Consider the following 15267-nt stretch of genomic DNA (forward strand, 5'->3'; position numbering starts at 1 on the left):
GATTTATAAGTGCCATCTGGATGTGATGAAGACGAATGAGGCTGCTGGGCGGTACTGGTCGGGGCAGGGTTGGGTGTTGCGGGAAGATATTGATCGGTATTCGATGGTGCGGCGGGAGGGGGATGTTTGAAGGGGGGGCTCTCTCTGGGATAAAAAACGATAATATTTCGGCTAGCTTGTCACGACATCCCATACGTTTCGCTTTTTCAACTTGTTCGATAGCAAGGGTGATAGGCTCAGTAGTGCCGTGCACGTACCGAAAATAGTTGACTTGAACAGTTCATGCTGCGGCCGGCCTTTGGCCTAGACCCGGAGGACATTCAGACCTATTACGCCGAAGCTTTTGAGCTTAGGCACAACATGAAGCGCTTTGATCGTTACTTAAATCAAAACGGGCCCACTTGGACAATGGATCAACGTGCTGACCACGTACGAGCCTTGTTGGTACCATTTGCAGAGCTGCATGGTATGGGCATGGCTCACCGCGACGTGGATTGCCACAATTTGTGGTATGCAACGGATAACGCCACTATTGTGACCTCGGAATACTACGCCTCATTTATTTCCGAACAAACCACAGTCAAAGACATCCGGACACTGCTTAAAAGCACGCAGTTGCAACTGCCCGAAGATGTGTTCAGCGGAGCGGGCGACATTCTCGACCCCTTTCGCGTGGACGTATTTTTACTTGGCCAGATCGCTCACCGCATTTGCTTTGTGGATAAACGATTGGAGCGCGAGGATCAGATTTCAGTCTGGCGTCCGCACGCCAGCGGTGATCCGTTTAATGGCCAGTTGGATGAGTTTTTCGCCAAGGCCCTGGATTGGGATGCAGCCAATCGCTATAAAGATGCCGGAGTTTTTCCGCATCGGTGTACAAGCCAGCTCAAGACCGGTGGGCGAGGTATAGAAAGCTTGAATATCTCCGTGATAGCCACACCGACGATAGAACGCGGTTGCGTTAGAGGTAGCATCTAAATGGATGTCGACGATCGCAGCTTTAAAGGCCAGTCGCTCAAGGTATAGGAGCATTGTCTTGCCAATCCCCTGTCCCATGAATGCAGGCAATACGAAAATAGCGCCTATCTCTCCAGACTGGAAATCAATCAGACCTGTTGCGACCGGTATCTCGCCCAACCAGGCAAAGTGGTACTCCTTTTCCACCCAAGCCCGATATCGGTCTGTGAGCGGCACATCAGTCCACGCCATTATCTGCTCAGCGGTATCGACGGTAATGCATTGATGCCGGATCGCCTGGAGGCGTATATCAAACACGGCCTCGGTGTTAGTACGTTTGGCTGGGCGAATCAACAGCATCTTCACTCTCCTTGTCATCAATGAGTTGGAAGGGCAATGAAAAAGCCCTATCCATTTCTGGCGGGGCTTCTGGTCAATGCTTCTGTTCTAAGCGCGCACCGCCCTATGACCCGCCAAAGGCAGTCATCAAGGGGTACATCATGCTAACGAGATTTGTAGAAGTCATTGATCGACAATCTGGAGATTTGAGCACTGTATCAAGAAACGAAAATGCGGACTGGCGAGTTTATCGTCCGGGAAGGGCCGACTCGGCGAGTGTTCACTGGTCTATCCTCCGACACAGATATTACCTTGTTCTTATGCTAAAGCCCTCAAGAGGGATTTCTTCGGTTCGATTGTAAATTGGCGAAGTGCTAAAGTTTATGTTTTCAAGAGTTTCGCAGTTCCATGTCTTGGTTTGGGCAGCGTTATATAGCATGCCTAACGTCATGATCCTCTTTGCGCGTCGGTCTTTAGATCTGAAGAACACAAAAATGTCAGTCCCTTCTGGCTTGAAGTAACGGTAATGGTCGTAGTCGCCGGGGTCAACACCAAAATGTTCGAAAAAATTTTCCATAAAGTCACTGGCATCGTCACCATCAAGCCCTAGATCCCAGCTGACTCTAGTGGCGAGGCTGAGAGTTTCAAAAGCCTTTCGGCCAAATCCAACATAAAAGTAGATTCTCTCTACGAGATAGTCAACTATTTCATAGTTCAGATCGTTTCTATCCATTTTTAAAAAACCTGATCTTGTTCATCTACGATAGAGTTGTAGGTGTTCACCGTTATGTAGCCTATTTTACCAAGCTCGTATGCGGTATAGGACCATCCTATAACGGGTGTTGCTCGTGCGATGAAACCACCAATACTTCGTGTCCATCGAAGGTGCGGCGGGAACCATCCTGTAAGAGACGGTGCCCTGAAGCTTCCGGGGAACTTGCGGTTATTTAGAGTGCGCCGCATGACTATAGACATGATCGACGTGTTATTAATCGCTCCGCCAGGCTTCGCTCTAGTAGGTATTATATTGGCGCCTAAGACGATGGACAGTGCAGCCCCTACATCGTCCAATCCAAATTCATCCATTGCCACCTCCGTGGCAATAACAAATAGCAGTTCATTCGCGGTTAGTCCGCAGTCGCCGTCATAACAATATATTCTCGCCACTTAAGATGTCCTTATGCGTAAGTGCTATTTCGTATTTGATCCCAGCCGCCGGAGATCTGTCCAATTATCAAGCCGGTGGTTCGGCTTTGCTGTGAATACTGCATGCTGACCTTAGCGTAACTAAACCTTACCACCTCCTCGGGAAAGTTTGAGGGCGATTGCTCAAATAGATTGCCGGAGGCAACGCCGCTTATGATAACTTCGTCAAACACATATTCCAGATATTTTTGCTTTTCGCCGCCAGCACGACGCACGCATAGCTTCATTTGCTTAATATGTTGGCCTGCGCAACATGCCTCGAAAATCTTAGGTGTCGAAGTGTCAATGGTTTTTACAACGCTGAAGTCGCTTAAGTACACTCGGCCAACTGTAGCCCCGCCAGCCGAGCTTGCGGTTCTTGACACTGACTGAGCGGCTGATAAGCAAAACGTACTAATCTCAATCCAGTTTTTGCAGTCAGAGTCCGTTGACTCTCCACTAATAGCATCAATCCAAAGAAATGCATCAATACTCATTCCAGCTCCTTGGAATATTTTTAATGTGAATTGTTGCCTTTACACGATAGCATAAAGTATGTATCTAAGGCTCGTAAGCAACCGTCAGACAGTATAGGTTGACCTCTCGGCGTAACCCCCATTCCTATAATGGCGCATCATTCTGGTTCGGATTCCAGTCGATGGCAAGTATCAGAATCTTTCACTATCTCTGCCAGCCTCTGCGGCCAACTGGTCCGCTGTGTTTTTGCTATCATTAAGCTTGCATCACTCAGCCAAAACAGCCCAAAAAGGCACAAAAAAAGCACTTGCGTAAACGCGAAGTGCTTGATTTGTAACGCTTGTATGGTGGAGCCGGGGGGATTTGAACCCCCGTCCGCCAGTACTCCGCTGTCGGTACTACATGCTTAGCCGTGTCTATTAAGTTAACCCTCAGCGACCCGACGGGCAGGGTGCTTTGGGCGAGTTGCGTAAGTTTTAGTCGCTTCGTCCGCAACGTACTAGGCGACGATCCTGTTCTATATGACAATCATTTCGGGTTTACAGGCATCCCCTGATGATTGCTGGAGCCGAAGCTACCAGAAGGAAGGCTAGCACCGCTTACGCGGCGAGAGCGTATTCCCCGTAGGTTTCGTCATTGGCAACTATAGAAAGTTGCAACAGTGGATTTACGAGTTCTGTTACCAACTCGGCATGCACCTAAAGTTTCATCACCGGCGTCGAATCCAAATCGGCCCCGAGATTGCTTTCGCAATCGCTGGGGCGGAGTGTACACCGATTGGCGTGCCACGTCGACCCGTTTGCTGCAATCGATCAGGTCAGCCTGCACAGCCAGCCTGATCGACGGTGTTATTTAGTGCCTTCGCTACCCGAGCCAGTGTTTTTCAGCGAAGTGATCACCTTGGTGGTGATTTCGACGCATTTTTTCTCGTCCTTCTGGGCTTGAGCGGCCTTGGCGTTCTTCTCGGTGGTTTCGAGCATGGTCTTGTTTTCAGGGCTCAGGTTGGTGCCGGAAGAGGCCTGGGCATTTTCGATGGTCTTGATGTTCGCAGCACACAAATCATCGGCGGCGAAAACCGGCGAAGCCAACAGGGCAGCGCTGAAGAACAATCCAGTGAGGGCGGTACGCTTCATGTGTCTCTCCTTATAACCTGTGGACTCGGTGTGGCCGGTCTTTGACGCCGTCGCCCGAGGGTTTTGAAAGCCCGTTTTACAGTTGGGCCTAAAGGATTGACTGTGTCGTAACGCAGGCGTTCTATTTTATTTTTGGGCTGGAGCGAAAAAGCCACATAGGGCTGCTCGGGCACCAAAGTGGGGCGATCTTCGAGGAGATTGTGAATTGTTAGCGGAGGAGGGGGCAATGCTGAGGTGAAGAGGCGTCCAATGCACGGGCATGGCATTGGACGCGTCGCAGGACTTATTCGTCCTTGCCCTTGGAGCGAACGGCGCGTTGCAGCTCGCGGTCCGAGTCGCGTTCGCGCTCGGTGTGGCGCTTGTCGTATTCCTTCTTACCCTTACCCAAAGCAATTTCGCACTTGATCAGGTGCTGCTTCCAATAAATGGAAAGGGCCACGCAGGCATAGCCTTTCTGCTGAACCGCGGTGGTGAGCTTTTCGAGCTCGCGCTGGTTCAGCAGGAGTTTGCGGGTGCGTGTCGGGTCAGCGATGACGTGCGTGCTGGCAGTCTTGAGCGGCGTGATGTGGCAACCCATCAGCCAGGCCTCACCGTCCTTGAGCAGCACGTAACTGTCGACCAGCTGTACCTTTGTGGCACGCAGGCTTTTTACTTCCCAGCCAGCCAGGACCAGACCGGCCTCGAACTTGTGTTCGATGAAGTAATCGTGACGCGCCTTCTTGTTCTGCGCGATGGTCCCTGTGGGGTTTTTCTTGAGCTTAGCCATAGGGGGCGCATTATAGGGAGTTGCATCAATGTCGGCTACGGGAAAGCGCGTGCTTGAGCACAAAGGTTGAATCCCGGACAATGCGCGATCTTTTTTGGCTGGGCGTTTCAATAATGTCGACGGACAAGGTTTCGGTCCACGGTAGCTGGGCAAGCCGCTGGGTGTTCATCCTGGCTGCCACTGGTTCCGCCGTGGGGCTGGGCAGTATCTGGAAATTCCCGTACATGGTCGGTGCCTATGGCGGCGGCGCATTTGTGCTGGTGTTTCTGGCGTGCATCGCGTTGATCGGCATTCCGGTCATGATTGCGGAGACGCTTATCGGTCGTCGCTCGCGCCTCAGCCCTGCCAATGCGCTCAAGACCCTGGCGGTGGAATCGGGACATTCGGCGCGCTGGTCCTGGGGGGCCTTCGCCGGGATGATCACGGCGTTGCTGATTCTCTCCTTTTATAGTGTGGTGGGCGGCTGGTCGCTGGATTACATCATCGACATGGGGCGCGGCGATTTTCAGGGTGTGTCGCCGGATCAGGTCGGTGCGTATTTTGGCGCTGTAATTGCCGACCCGTGGCGCCTGATTCTGTGGCACACCGTGTTCATGCTGCTATCGGCCGTGGTGATCGGCAAAGGCGTCGAGGCGGGCCTGGAGAAAAGCCTGCGCATCATGATGCCCATGCTGTTCCTGCTGATGCTGGCGTTGTTGGGCTATAGCCTGACAACCGGGCACTTCATGGAAGGTGTGCATTTTATGTTCGACTTCAACCCGGACAAAGTGCTGGATGGCTTGCTGCCGGCGATGGGCCACGCGTTCTTTTCGTTGAGCGTCGGCGTTGGCTCGATCATGGTCTACGGCGCTTACATGACCAAAGACGCCTCGATCAGCACAACCGTCGTCGGCATTGCATTGCTCGACACGTTCGTCTCGCTGCTGGCAGGGCTTGCACTGTTTCCGATTGTGTTTGCCGCCGGCCTCAACCCGAGTGAAGGCCCCGGCCTTATGTTCGTCACCTTGCCTTACGCGTTCGGCAATGTGGCTTTCGGTCAGTTGATGGGCATCGTGTTCTTTGTATTGGTGGCCGTCGCAGCCTGGAGCTCGGCCATTTCATTGCTGGAGCCGATGGTGGCTTATCTGGTCGAACGCACCCGCGTTCGCCGGGGCTGGGTAACGTTCTGGTTGGCGTTTACGTGCTGGTTTGTCGGGCTCGGGACGGTGTTTTCCTTCAATATTTGGCAAAAAGCGAAGTTCTTCGTGAACGATGGGGGCGTATTCCACCTCTACCAGTGGGGGGCATCAACTGGCCTCGACTTCTTCGGAGTCATTGATTTCTTCACTTCGCGGATCATGCTGCCGCTGGGTGGTTTGTGTTTCGTGGTATTCGCTGGCTGGGTGATGAACCGTGAGGCGGTGCGCGACGAATTGTCGATTCGCAGCCCATTGCTCTTCAGCCTGACCTTCTTTTTGATGCGCTACGTGGCGCCGCTCGGCATTCTTGTGGTGTTTGCCGCTCAGCTCTGGAAATGACGCTCACATGACTACGCACATACAACGTTCTGCCTTATTGCCTTATCCGGCCAGGTTTCTTTACGACCTGGTCAACGACGTGGCCCGTTATCCCGAATTTCTGCCGTGGTGTTCGTCTGCCACCGTGCTGGAGGCCAGTGAAGCGCAAATGCGCGCCAGTCTGGAGATTGCCAAGAGCGGTCTGAGTCAGAAATTCATGACGCGCAACACGCTGATTCCCGGCGAGTCGATCGTGATGGATCTGGTCGAAGGGCCATTCGAGCAGTTTCACGGCGTTTGGACTTTCAAGCCGTTGGGTGAGAAAGCCTGCAAGATCAGCCTTGATCTTTCGTTTGATTACGCCGGGACAATCGTTCGCGCAACCTTGGGGCCACTGTTCAATCAGGCGGCCAATACGCTGGTGGATGCGTTCTGCCAGCGGGCGAAAGAGCTACATGGCTGAGGCATCGATTCAGGTCGAGGTGGTGTATGCCTCGGTACAGCGTCAGGTGTTGATGACGGTTGAGGTCCCCGCCGGCTCGACCGTGAGTCAGGCGCTGGCGATGTGTGGCATGGATCGGGAGTTTCCCGAGCTGGATCTGACTCAATGCCCGGTGGGTATTTTCGGTAAAGTGGTCACTAATCCCGCCGAGCGTCTGCTGGCAGCAGGGGAGCGGATCGAGATTTATCGCCCGCTATTGGCCGACCCGATGGAAATCAGACGTCTGCGCGCAGCCAAGGCGCGTGAAAAAAGAGGGCTGTCTGGCTGAACATTTGCTGAAAGAGACCCGCAAAAAAGCCCGGCACGCCGGGCTTTTTGATGAGCGTCTGAAGACTAACGGTTGTTAGTGTCCAGCGGCTCCTGGGTCGGGACCGGAACGGTCTCAACGCTGTCCACGTCCTTCTGGATAGTGTCCAGCAGCGAGCCTGGTTTGGCTGGCTCTTCTGGTTTCTGCTCAGGTTGCTTCTCTGCAGGCGTCGCGGTATCGCTGCCTTTGCCGAGAATGGCCTCATCGCGACTGACGCCGGGCATGAAGTCACCTGACAGGCTGACCAGTTGGTCGCTGTCGTTGAATACCAGACTGACACGCTCCTGCTGGCGTTCACCGCCACCTGGCTGCAGGCTGTACAGGTAATCCCACCGGTTGGAGTGGAAAGTGTCGGTCAACAGGGGGTTGCCCATGATAAACCGTACTTGCCGCCGGGTCATTCCGGGGCGCAACTGGTCTATCATGTCCTGCGTGACGACATTACCCTGCTGGATGTCGATTTTGTAAACCCCGGGGAATGAACAACCGGCGAGTGCGAGCAGTCCCACGAAGGTGAAACTGGTTAGCAAGAGCTTGGTGTTTTGCATCGGTGGGCGACTTCCACTATCTTGGCTGGGACAACGTAAACCCCGATCATACCTGCATTAAGAGAAGCTGCGAAGCAGCGTCTGCGAGAAAGCTGACCATGGTTGAAAATAGCGAACTACGTAAAGCAGGACTCAAGGTAACATTGCCGAGGGTTAAAATACTCCAAATGCTCGATTCTGCCGAGCAGCGCCACATGAGCGCCGAGGATGTCTACAAGGCTCTCATGGAGGCTAGCGAGGACGTCGGCCTGGCCACGGTTTACCGTGTCCTGACCCAGTTTGAAGCCGCGGGATTGGTGGTTCGCCACAATTTCGACGGCGGTCACGCTGTGTTCGAGCTGGCTGACGGCGGCCACCACGACCATATGGTCAATGTGGAGTCAGGTGAGGTGATCGAGTTCTTCGACGAAGAAATCGAGAAGCTTCAGAAGGCCATTGTCGAAAGACACGGCTTTGACCTGGTGGATCACAATCTGGTGCTCTACGTCCGCAACAAGAAGGCATAGCACTAGCAACGAAGGCGACCCAGGGTCGCCTTTGTGCTTTTTATCGTTCAGCTTTTGGCCGTGACGACCATCTTCTTGGCGTGCGCCAGGGATTCCTTGGTCAGGTCGATGCCGCCCAGCATTCGGGCCACTTCTTCTATGCGCTCAGTTTTGCTGAGTTTGGAAACCGCTGTGCGCGTTGCGTCGTTGTCCCTGACCTTGTGCACGAAGAGGTGCTGATGGCCCTGCGCTGCAACCTGCGGAAGGTGCGTGACGGTCATCACTTGCCCGCGTTCACCCAGGCGGCGCAAGAGCTGGCCCACGATTTCAGCGGTGGGGCCACCAATGCCGACGTCGACTTCGTCGAACACCAGCGTCGGGACGCGCGAGGTTTGCGCAGTAATGACCTGGATGGCGAGGCTGATTCTCGAAAGCTCACCGCCTGACGCGACTTTCGCCAGTGCCTTCAGCGGCTGGCCCGGGTTGGCGCTGACCAGCAGTTCTACCTGCTCCAGGCCATGCGGAAGCGGTTCTGCATTGGCATTGGGTTTAAGCTCGATCTGGAAGCGACCGCCGGGCATGCCCAGGCGATGAATTTCCTGTTCGACGGCGCTGGCCAGTTTTGTCGACGACGTGTGGCGCAGATCGCTCAGCTCACGGGCTTTTTCCTGGTAGTGGCGAGCGAAGGCCTGGACTTCGTGCTCCAAGCGCTCGATGGATTCGTCATTGGCGTTCAGCGTTTCTATTTCATCCAGCAGTTTCTGTTGCAGTGTAGCGACTTCGCCCGGCTGGATGCGATGTTTGCGTGCCAGTGTATAGATAGCATCGAGTCGCTCTTCAAGCTGTTGCAGTCGAGCCGGATCGGCATCGAAATGATCCAGAAAGCGGTTCAGTTCGCCCACCGCTTCTTCAACCTGAATCTGGGCGCTGGACAGCAAGCCTGTCGCCTCGCTCAATGCCGAGGGCGAATGGTCGACACTGCCGAGCCTGTGAAGGCTGGCGGTCAGGGCATTCAGCACATTGCCGGAGTCGCTTTCACTGCACTGCTCGACTACTTGCCGACAGATGCTCAGCAGGCTTTCGGCGTTGGTCAGGTCCTTGTGTTCCTGCTCGAGCTGTTCAAGCTCGTTCTCGCCGAGGCTCAGGCTTTCCAGCTCTTCCAGTTGATAGCTCAATAGCTGATGCCGGGCGCGTTGTTCGTCGCCGGAATTGGAAAGGCGCTCCAGCTCTTGGCGTGTCTGGCGCCAGCGCTGGGCGGCAAGATGGACCTGACGTGCGAGGTCGGTTGCGCCAGCGTATTCGTCCAGCAGGCGACGATGGGTGTCGGTCTTGAGCAGCGACTGATGCTCATGCTGACTGTGGATGTCGATCAGCAGTTCGCCCAGCGCTTTCAGGTCGCCCTGAGGGCAGGGCGAACCATTGATATAAGAGCGTGAGCGACCTTCGGCGGTAATCACGCGACGCAGGATGCAAGGGCCGTCGTTGTCCAGGTCGCGCTCTTTCAGCCAGGCCTCGGCCTCGGGAATGTCGCCCAGATCGAACGTGGCGAGTATGTCGGCCTTGTCGGCACCTGGCCTGACCACGCCGCTGTCGGCCCGATCGCCCAGAGTCAGCCCGAGAGCATCGAGCATGATCGATTTGCCAGCGCCGGTTTCGCCGGTGATGACGCTCATGCCCCGATCCAGTTCAAGATCAAGGTGTTCGACGATGGCGTAGTTGTGTACGGAAAGGTGCACCAGCATTGAGCGGCTCCCGGGCTGTTTGTCTGGTTATTTATACAGTGTTTTTCTTGTTGCTGACAATGCCCCTGCTTAGCTCGATTTAATCGGTTTCCGGAGGTTCTTAGTCCCTGTTGCTCGCCAAGGCGATTTTCCCGAGGGGCTGGAAGGCGGATTTTTTGTCAGGGAATACGTATCTGGATGACTTGGAACCCTTGAAGCCGAAAAATCCGGTCCCATATAGGGGACAGAAGCGCGAATCGGGATCGCGGAAGTTTTTAGAGGAGAATACTTATGGCTGACGAACAGAATCTGGATGCGCAGGCTCAGGATCAGGCTGCCGAGGCAGGCGCGGGTGAAGAGTTGACAACCCGCGTGCAGGTGCTCGAAGAGCAACTGGCTGCTGCGCAGGACCAATCCCTTCGGGTGGCTGCGGATCTGCAGAATGTCCGCCGCCGTGCCGAACAGGATGTTGAAAAGGCGCACAAGTTTGCGCTGGAAAAATTTGCCGGTGATCTCTTGCCGATCATCGACAGTCTGGAGCGAGGCCTTGATCTGTCCAGTCCGGACGATGAAAGCATTCGTCCAATGCGTGAAGGCATCGAGCTGACCTTGAAGATGTTCCAGGACACTCTCAAGCGTTATCAGCTGGAAGCCATCGATCCGCACGGTCAACCGTTCAGTGCTGACCAGCACCAGGCGATGGCCATGCAGGAAAGTACTGATGTAGAGCCCAATACGGTGCTCAAAGTGTTCCAGAAGGGTTATCAGCTTAACGGTCGTCTGTTGCGCCCGGCCATGGTTGTGGTCAGCAAGGCACCGTCGCCTGCAACGCCGTCAATCAACGAGCAGGCTTGAAATAAGCAGTAAGGCCCCCATTTAAAGGTCAAGCGTTTAAGAGCTACCGCAAGTTGTAAACGCAATTGCGGCAACCACATTCAAATTTTGCAAGTTTCGGGAGAGTCAAGATGGGCAGAATTATCGGTATCGACTTGGGGACTACCAACTCCTGCGTCTCCATTCTGGAAAACGGTAACGTCAAGGTTATCGAGAACGCCGAAGGTACTCGTACTACACCTTCGATCATCGCTTATGCAAATGATGGCGAGATTCTGGTCGGTCAGTCCGCCAAGCGTCAGGCGGTCACCAACCCGCACAATACTCTGTACGCGGTGAAGCGCCTTATCGGTCGTAAGTTCGAAGAGGATGTCGTTCAGAAAGATATCCAGATGGTCCCTTACAAGATCGTCAAGGCTGACAACGGTGATGCCTGGGTTGAAGTGAATGGCCAGAAAATGGCGCCTCCTCAGATTTCCGCTGAAATCCTGAAGAAAATGAAAAAGACTGCCGAAGACTACCTCGGCGAAACGGTTACCGAAGCGGTCATTACCGTTCCGGCCTACTTCAATGACAGTCAGCGTCAGGCAACCAAGGACGCTGGCCGTATTGCTGGTCTGGACGTCAAGCGCATCATCAACGAACCAACCGCAGCCGCGCTGGCTTACGGTATGGACAAGGCCAAAGGCGATCACACTGTCATCGTTTATGACCTGGGTGGCGGCACTTTCGACGTCTCGGTTATCGAGATCGCTGAAGTTGATGGCGAGCACCAGTTTGAAGTGTTGGCAACCAACGGTGACACGTTCCTGGGCGGTGAAGACTTCGATATTCGCCTGATCGACTTCCTGGTCGACGAGTTCAAGAAAGAAAGCGGCATGAACCTTAAAGGTGACCCGCTGGCCATGCAGCGCCTGAAAGAGGCTGCTGAAAAAGCCAAGATCGAGCTTTCGTCCAGCCAGTCGACCGATGTCAACCTGCCTTACATCACTGCAGATGCAACCGGTCCAAAGCATTTGAACGTGAAAATCTCGCGTTCCAAGTTGGAATCACTGGTTGAAGACCTGGTTCAGCGCACTATCGCACCGTGCGAAATGGCGCTTAAAGATGCCGGTATCGAAAGAAGCCAGATTAACGACGTGATTCTGGTCGGTGGTCAGACTCGTATGCCGCTGGTCCAGAAGCTTGTTACCGAGTTCTTCGGTAAGGAAGCACGTAAAGACGTCAACCCGGACGAAGCTGTTGCAATGGGTGCTGCCATCCAGGGCGCTGTACTGGCCGGTGATGTCAAAGACGTTCTGCTGCTGGATGTAAGCCCGCTGACCCTGGGTATCGAAACCATGGGCGGCGTGATGACTGCGCTGATCGAGAAGAACACCACGATTCCTACCAAGAAATCTCAGGTGTTCTCGACTGCTGACGACAACCAGAACGCCGTGACCATTCACGTGCTGCAAGGTGAGCGTAAGCAGGCGACTCAGAACAAATCGTTGGGCAAGTTCGATCTGGCCGAGATTCCGCCAGCTCCACGCGGCGTGCCACAGATCGAAGTAACCTTCGACATCGACGCAAACGGCATCTTGCACGTTGGCGCGAAAGACAAGGCGACCGGCAAGCAGCAGTCCATCGTGATCAAGGCCAACTCCGGTCTGTCCGAGGAAGAAATTCAGAAGATGGTTCGCGACGCCGAAGCCAACTCTGAAGAAGACCGCAAGTTCGAAGAGCTGGCATCTGCCCGTAACCAGGGCGATGCACTGGTCCATTCGACTCGCAAGATGATCACTGACGCAGGTGACAAGGTCACTGCCGAAGAGAAGACTGCCGTCGAAGCTGCGCTGGTTGCTCTGGAAGCTGCCATCAAGGGCGACGACAAGGCTGTCATTGAAGCCAAGGTCGAAGAGTTGTCGAAGGTTTCCGCGCCAATCGCTCAGAAGATGTATGCCGAGCAGGCCGAAAACCCTGAAGCAGCAGCCAAGCCTGCTGAAGAAGCGACCAAGGCTGACGATGTCGTCGACGCCGAGTTTGAAGAAGTGAAAGACCACAAGTAAGCGCAGGCTCACTTGAAAGCCGGTTGACCTCTTTCGGGCGGTGGCTGGTAGGATGTCGCCGCGCGGGAGCTTGCTCCCGCGTTGGCGTGTCTGGAACACCCAAAATTTCGACGTGTGGAGTCGCTCCGCATGTCATGTGGCAAGGTCGCTACGCTCCTGCGTAGCGACTCATTCTGCCGCTTTACCGGTCAGTCATATCTGGCTTTTGAATGAAGACCAGGATCGTTGAATCGACGTGAGTTGGGTCCGGGGCCTGAGTTGGGCTCAACGAGTTTGGCAGGTCTCAGGAGAGTCTTGCCGAACGTCCTCAAGAGTACGGAAGAACTATGGCAAAGCGTGATTATTACGAAGTGTTGGGAGTGGAGCGAGGCTCCAGCGAGGCAGACCTGAAAAAGGCTTACCGTCGTCTGGCAATGAAGCACCACCCTGACCGTAACCCTGATGACAAAGCGTCGGAAGAACTGTTCAAAGAGGCCAACGAGGCTTACGAAGTTCTTTCGGATGCCAGCAAGCGCGCTGCCTACGATCAATATGGTCATGCCGGTGTTGACCCAGGCATGGGTGGCGGCGGTTTCGGTGGCGGCGCCGGTGGCGCCAATTTCTCCGATATCTTCGGCGACGTGTTCAGCGATTTCTTCGGTGGCGGTCGCGCTGGCGGCGGCGGTGGTCGCGGCGGTGCGCAGCGTGGCAGCGATCTGCGTTACACGCTGGAGCTGAATCTGGAAGAAGCAGTTCGCGGCACGACCGTGAATATTCGTGTTCCGACACTGGTCAATTGCAAACCTTGCGACGGCAGCGGCGCCAAGAAAGGCTCGGCCCCCGTGACGTGCCCTACCTGTGGCGGTATTGGTCAGGTGCGTATGCAGCAGGGTTTCTTCTCTGTGCAGCAAACCTGCCCGCGCTGTCATGGTCAGGGCAAGATCATTTCCGACCCGTGCGATTCGTGTCATGGCGAAGGTCGTGTTGAAGAGTACAAGACGCTTTCCGTCAAAGTGCCGCCTGGCGTCGATACCGGTGACCGTATCCGCCTGTCTGGTGAGGGCGAGGCGGGCGTGCAGGGCGGGCCGACTGGCGACCTGTATGTCGTGATCAATGTGCGCGAACACGCGATCTTCCAGCGTGACGGCAAGCATCTTTTCTGTGAAGTGCCTATCAGCTTCACCGATGCAGCGCTGGGCGGCGAGCTTGAAGTGCCGACGCTCGACGGTCGCGTCAAACTGAAGATTCCGGAAGGTACTCAGACCGGCAAGCAGTTCCGCTTGCGCGGCAAGGGTGTCGCTCCGGTGCGTGGCGGCGGTGCGGGCGATTTGATGTGCCGCGTGGCAGTCGAGACGCCGGTCAACCTGAGCAAGCGTCAGCGTGAATTGCTTGAAGAGTTCCGCACATCGCTCGAAAACGACGAATCCCACTCTCCCAAGGCCAGTGGCTGGTTTGAGGGTGTGAAGCGTTTCTTCGGCGATCTGTAAGGCTGACAAACAGGAGCAGAGCATGCGACGTATTGCTGTAGTAGGTGCCGCAGGGCGCATGGGCAAGACTTTGATCGAAGCGGTTCAGCAGGCGCCTGGCGCCGGGCTGACTGCTGCTGTCGATCGTCCCGACAGCACGCTGGTGGGGGCTGATGCCGGCGAGTTGGCGGCGCTGGGTCGTATCGGTGTGCCGCTGTCAGGTGATCTGGCAAAAGTGGCGGACGAGTTCGACGTGCTGATCGATTTTACTCATCCGTCGGTGACGCTGAAGAACCTGGCGTTCTGCCGCAAGGCAGGTAAGGCCATGATTATTGGCACGACCGGTTTCAGTGCCGAAGAAAAGCAGCGTCTGGCAGAGGCGGGCAAAGACATTCCGATCGTGTTTGCCGCCAATTTCAGCATCGGTGTGAATCTTTGCCTGAAACTGCTCGACACTGCGGCGCGGGTTCTGGGTGATGAGGTCGATATCGAAATCACCGAGGCGCACCATCGGCACAAGGTCGATGCGCCTTCCGGAACCGCCCTGCGTATGGGTGAGGTGGTTGCCAATGCACTGGGCCGGGATCTGGAAAAAGTCGCTGTCTATGGGCGTGAAGGCCAGACCGGCGCGCGTGATCGCCAGACCATCGGCTTTGCGACCATTCGTGCGGGTGACGTGGTCGGTGATCATACCGTGCTGTTCGCAGCTGAAGGTGAGCGGGTCGAGATTACTCACAAGGCATCCAGCCGCATGACCTTCGCCAAAGGCGCGGTTCGTGCGGCCATGTGGCTTGAAGGCAAGGCTCCAGGGCTCTATGACATGCAGGATGTATTGGGTCTGCATTGATTTTTACAGGGCCGGCCAAGACCCTGTCGCATTTTCCCGCTTTTCAGGCTCATTGGTGGTAGACCAAAATGGGCCTTTTCTGTAAGCTACAGCTTTAGTGTGTCCACTAAAAGCGCGCAGATGATTCCATAAGAAAGCGGGGTGACGTTACTACGTCATTCCGCTTTTTTGCAGCCT

At 55.1% G+C, this 15267-nt stretch carries 16 protein-coding genes, 1 other RNA gene and 1 pseudogene; 9 read left to right on the plus strand and 9 right to left on the minus strand.

Annotation, left to right across the window (positions count from 1 at the left end; genetic code table 11):
* Positions 1-130, plus strand: a pseudogene (locus ALO43_RS17685) (GNAT family N-acetyltransferase); the annotation flags it as partial.
* A gap of 620 nt (positions 131-750) precedes the next feature.
* Here ALO43_RS17685 and ALO43_RS17690 read toward each other — a convergent pair.
* The 7 genes from ALO43_RS17690 to smpB form a co-directional block, all read right to left on the minus strand.
* On the minus strand, positions 751-1317 hold the full coding sequence (locus tag ALO43_RS17690; RefSeq protein ID WP_005888926.1) for a GNAT family N-acetyltransferase: 567 nt from the start codon (positions 1315-1317) through the stop codon (positions 751-753).
* Between the two features lie 286 nt (positions 1318-1603).
* Positions 1604-2029 (minus strand): DUF1493 family protein, encoded by a 426-nt coding sequence (locus ALO43_RS17695; protein ID WP_005888928.1) that lies wholly within the window; start codon positions 2027-2029, stop codon positions 1604-1606.
* A 2-nt stretch (positions 2030-2031) separates the two neighbouring features.
* Positions 2032-2463 carry an STM2901 family protein gene (locus tag ALO43_RS32150; protein ID WP_005888930.1) on the minus strand — a complete coding sequence of 144 codons (432 nt, stop codon included), beginning with the start codon at positions 2461-2463 and terminating at the stop codon, positions 2032-2034.
* Between the two features lie 11 nt (positions 2464-2474).
* Positions 2475-2978, minus strand: coding sequence for an Hcp family type VI secretion system effector (locus ALO43_RS17705; RefSeq protein ID WP_005888931.1), 504 nt, complete (start codon positions 2976-2978; stop codon positions 2475-2477).
* Between the two features lie 325 nt (positions 2979-3303).
* Positions 3304-3695, minus strand: a transfer-messenger RNA (tmRNA) gene (gene ssrA, locus ALO43_RS29155).
* A 111-nt stretch (positions 3696-3806) separates the two neighbouring features.
* A complete protein-coding gene (locus tag ALO43_RS17710) occupies positions 3807-4091 on the minus strand; it encodes a hypothetical protein (RefSeq protein WP_024668778.1) in 285 nt (94 codons plus the stop codon).
* Between the two features lie 283 nt (positions 4092-4374).
* The gene (smpB, locus tag ALO43_RS17715) at positions 4375-4857 is read right to left on the minus strand and encodes an SsrA-binding protein SmpB (protein WP_005888957.1); all 483 of its coding nucleotides are present in this window, start codon (positions 4855-4857) and stop codon (positions 4375-4377) included.
* Between the two features lie 113 nt (positions 4858-4970).
* Between smpB and ALO43_RS17720 the strand changes: the two genes are divergently transcribed.
* From ALO43_RS17720 to ALO43_RS17730, 3 genes are read left to right on the plus strand one after another with little or no spacing between them, the layout of a single operon-like run.
* Positions 4971-6374 (plus strand): sodium-dependent transporter, encoded by a 1404-nt coding sequence (locus tag ALO43_RS17720; protein WP_024690090.1) that lies wholly within the window; start codon positions 4971-4973, stop codon positions 6372-6374.
* A 7-nt stretch (positions 6375-6381) separates the two neighbouring features.
* On the plus strand, positions 6382-6816 hold the full coding sequence (locus tag ALO43_RS17725; RefSeq protein WP_005888959.1) for a type II toxin-antitoxin system RatA family toxin: 435 nt from the start codon (positions 6382-6384) through the stop codon (positions 6814-6816).
* Complete coding sequence (locus ALO43_RS17730) at positions 6809-7123, plus strand: RnfH family protein (protein ID WP_005888960.1); 315 nt, start codon at positions 6809-6811, stop codon at positions 7121-7123. Before ALO43_RS17725 ends, ALO43_RS17730 begins: the two co-directional genes overlap by 8 nt.
* A gap of 65 nt (positions 7124-7188) precedes the next feature.
* On the opposite strand, the gene ALO43_RS17735 is transcribed toward ALO43_RS17730, so the two are convergent.
* A complete protein-coding gene (locus ALO43_RS17735; RefSeq protein WP_005888962.1) occupies positions 7189-7710 on the minus strand; it encodes an outer membrane protein assembly factor BamE in 522 nt (173 codons plus the stop codon).
* 98 nt (positions 7711-7808) lie between these two features.
* Here ALO43_RS17735 and fur point away from each other — a divergent pair, with 98 nt between their 5' ends.
* A complete protein-coding gene (gene fur / locus ALO43_RS17740; protein WP_002555142.1) occupies positions 7809-8216 on the plus strand; it encodes a ferric iron uptake transcriptional regulator in 408 nt (135 codons plus the stop codon).
* Between the two features lie 47 nt (positions 8217-8263).
* On the opposite strand, the gene recN is transcribed toward fur, so the two are convergent.
* Positions 8264-9937 (minus strand): DNA repair protein RecN, encoded by a 1674-nt coding sequence (gene recN, locus ALO43_RS17745; protein WP_005888965.1) that lies wholly within the window; start codon positions 9935-9937, stop codon positions 8264-8266.
* A gap of 270 nt (positions 9938-10207) precedes the next feature.
* On the opposite strand from recN, the gene grpE reads away from it, so the two are divergent.
* The 4 genes from grpE to dapB all read left to right on the plus strand — a co-directional run bounded on the left by grpE (position 10208) and on the right by dapB (position 15090).
* Positions 10208-10771 carry a nucleotide exchange factor GrpE gene (grpE, locus tag ALO43_RS17750; protein WP_005888968.1) on the plus strand — a complete coding sequence of 188 codons (564 nt, stop codon included), beginning with the start codon at positions 10208-10210 and terminating at the stop codon, positions 10769-10771.
* A 110-nt stretch (positions 10772-10881) separates the two neighbouring features.
* Positions 10882-12798 carry a molecular chaperone DnaK gene (gene dnaK, locus ALO43_RS17755; protein WP_005888970.1) on the plus strand — a complete coding sequence of 639 codons (1917 nt, stop codon included), beginning with the start codon at positions 10882-10884 and terminating at the stop codon, positions 12796-12798.
* A gap of 326 nt (positions 12799-13124) precedes the next feature.
* Complete coding sequence (gene dnaJ / locus ALO43_RS17760) at positions 13125-14264, plus strand: molecular chaperone DnaJ (protein ID WP_005888972.1); 1140 nt, start codon at positions 13125-13127, stop codon at positions 14262-14264.
* A 22-nt stretch (positions 14265-14286) separates the two neighbouring features.
* Entirely contained in the window at positions 14287-15090 is an 804-nt protein-coding gene (dapB, locus tag ALO43_RS17765) for a 4-hydroxy-tetrahydrodipicolinate reductase (protein WP_005888974.1), read from the plus strand.
* Positions 15091-15267: the final 177 nt, after the last annotated feature.

Origin of the sequence: Pseudomonas tremae, assembly GCF_001401155.1 — a bacterium.
Lineage (GTDB): Bacteria > Pseudomonadota > Gammaproteobacteria > Pseudomonadales > Pseudomonadaceae > Aquipseudomonas > Aquipseudomonas tremae.